Annotated in this window: 2 protein-coding genes; both read right to left on the reverse strand. The window is 72.8% G+C overall.

What is annotated here, in order from left to right:
- Nucleotides 1-1621 (reverse strand): phospho-sugar mutase (locus AOK15_RS37035; RefSeq protein WP_055523031.1); only part of this gene is annotated, 1621 nt, incomplete at its 3' end.
- 283 nt (nucleotides 1622-1904) lie between these two features.
- Nucleotides 1905-2729, reverse strand: a complete 825-nt coding sequence (locus AOK15_RS37040) for a purine-nucleoside phosphorylase (protein ID WP_055523030.1) — start codon at nucleotides 2727-2729, stop codon at nucleotides 1905-1907.
- Nucleotides 2730-2833: the final 104 nt, after the last annotated feature.

Consider the following 2833-nt stretch of genomic DNA (forward strand, 5'->3'; position numbering starts at 1 on the left):
CGGCCGCCGAGAGGTCCTGCTTGATCTTCGCGAGGAGGTCCGTGGCCGTCGCGTGGGCCTCGGGGAGGACGGCGTGGCCGGCGACCGGGACGACGACCTCCAGGTAGCACTTGAGCTTGGGCTCGGTGCCGCTGGGGCGGACGATCACGCGGGCGCCGTCGAGTGTGTAGCGCAGGCCGTCCGTGGGCGGGAGCCGGTCCGTGCCCCGGGTCAGGTCCTCGGCCTTGGTGATGGCGAGGCCCGCGAGGGTGGTCGGGGGCTGCTCACGGAGCTGCTCCATGGCGCGGGCGATGACCGAGAGGTCCTCGACGCGGACGGAGAGCTGGTCGGTGGCGTGCAGCCCGTGCTCCACGGCGATGTCGTCGAGGAGGTCCAGGAGGGTGCGGCCCTCCTCCTTCAGCTGCGAGGCCAGTTCCGTGATGAGCAGGGCGGCGGTGATGCCGTCCTTGTCGCGGACGCCTTCCGGGTCGACGCAGTAGCCGAGGGCCTCCTCGTAGCCGTAGCGCAGACCGTCGACGCGGGCGATCCACTTGAAGCCGGTGAGGGTCTCCTCGTAGGGCAGGCCCGCCTTCTCGGCGATCCGGCCGAGGAGGGACGAGGAGACGATCGACTCGGCGAAGGTGCCCTGCGCGCCGCGCCGGACCAGATGGGTGGCGAGGAGCGCGCCCACCTCGTCGCCGCGCAGCATCCGCCAGTCCGCCCCGTCCTTGACGGCCACGGCGCAGCGGTCGGCGTCGGGGTCGTTGGCGACGATCAGGTCGGGGTCCGTCTCGCGGGCCTTGGCGAAGGCCAGGTCCATGGCGCCGGGCTCCTCCGGGTTCGGGAAGGCCACGGTCGGGAACTCCGGGTCCGGCTCGGCCTGCTCCGCGACCAGCACCGGCTCCGGGAACCCGGCACGGGCGAACGCGGCGAGCAGGGTGTCCTTGCCGACGCCGTGCATCGCCGTGTAGACGGTGCGCGCGCTCCGGGCGGAGCCGTCGGCGAGGACGGCGTCCGTACGGGCCAGATAGGCGCCGAGGACGCTGTCGTCCAGGGTCTCCCAGCCGCCGTCGGGGCGGGGGACGTCGGCGAGGGAGCGTACGGCGTCGATCTCGGCCGCGATCTCCGCGTCGGCCGGGGGCACGATCTGCGAACCGTCGCCGAGGTAGACCTTGTAGCCGTTGTCGCGGGGCGGGTTGTGGCTGGCCGTGACCTCCACGCCGGCCACCGCGCCCAGGTGCCTTATGGCGAAGGCCAGCACCGGCGTCGGGAGCGGGCGGGGCAGGACGGCGGCGCGCAGTCCGGCGCCGGTCATGACCGCGGCGGTGTCGCGGGCGAAGTCCGCCGACTTGTGGCGGGCGTCGTAGCCGATGACGACGAGGCCGCCGGCCGAGCCCTGCTTGTTCAGGTACGCGGCGAGACCGGCCGCGGCGCGGATGACCACCGAGCGGTTCATACGCATCGGGCCGGCCCCGAGTTCCCCGCGGAGGCCGGCGGTGCCGAACTGGAGGGTGCCGCTGAAGCGTGCGGCGAGCTCCGCGGTGTCCCCGGCCTCGATGAGCCCGGCGAGTTCCTCGCGGGTCTCCGCGTCGGGGTCCTCGGCGAGCCATGTCCTGGCCCGTGCGATGAGTTCGTCCTGCACGTCGGGGTCCAACCTCTCTTGTTCGTCGGCGTCGGCGTCGGCGTCGGGGTTCGGGGGCGGGTGCCTTGTGGCTCGGGGCCGCGGGGTGTGTTGGCGGGTGCGGGCGCGTCGTGGTTGTTCGCGCAGTTCCCCCCCGCCCCGGAAAAGCGGCCGGGGCTGCGCTCCGTGCTTTTCATGAAGGGCGGGCCGCTGGCCCGACTCTTCAGGGGCGCGGGGAACTGCGCGAACAGCCCCCACCCACCCACGGCCGCGAACGTACTCCGCGGCCCCGAGCTCACCGCGGCTACAGACGGTCCAGCACCTGGGTCAGCAGCTCGCCCATACGGGTCGCCGAGTCGCGGCCCGCCTGGAGGACCTCCTCGTGGTTGAGGGGCTCACCGGTCATGCCGGCGGCGAGGTTCGTGACCAGGGAGATGCCCAGCACCTCCGCGCCCGCCTCACGCGCGGCGATGGCCTCAAGGACCGTCGACATGCCGACCAGGTCCGCGCCGATGACGCGGGCCATGCGGATCTCCGCCGGGGTCTCGTAGTGCGGGCCCGTGAACTGGGCGTAGACGCCCTCCTCCAGGGTGGGGTCGATCTCCTTGCACAGGGCGCGCAGACGCGGCGAGTACAGGTCCGTCAGGTCGACGAAGTTCGCGCCGACGATCGGCGACGTCGCCGTCAGGTTCAGGTGGTCGCTGATCAGGACCGGCTGACCGGGGCGCATGCCCTCGCGGAGACCACCGCAGCCGTTGGTCAGGACGATCGTCTTGACGCCGGCGGCGACGGCCGTACGGACGCCGTGCGCGACGGCGGCGACACCGCGGCCCTCGTAGTAGTGGGTGCGGCCCAGGAACACGAGCGCGCGCTTGTCACCGATCCTGTACGAGCGGATCTTGCCGCCGTGGCCCTCCACCGCCGGGGGCGGGAAGCCGGGCAGCTCGGTGACCTGGAACTCGGCCTCGGGAGCGCCGAGCGCGTCCACGGCCGGGGCCCAGCCGGAGCCCATCACGAGGGCGACGTCGTGGGTCTCGGCGCCCGTGAGCTCCCGCAGGCGCGCGGCGGCGGCGTCGGCGGCGGCGTAGGGGTCGTCCTGGATGTCGTCCGGAAGAAGAGAAGCGTTCACGCGACGAGAGTATCCGGTCTGGGCCTACGCGCGTAGATGACAAGCCTCACGGGATTGGGATCGTTGTCTTGTCGTTTCCCGCCAATGGGGGTTCCGGGTGGGGT

This window comes from Streptomyces ossamyceticus (genome assembly GCF_001418475.1).
In the GTDB taxonomy this organism is placed as follows: Bacteria; Actinomycetota; Actinomycetes; order Streptomycetales; family Streptomycetaceae; genus Streptomyces; species Streptomyces ossamyceticus.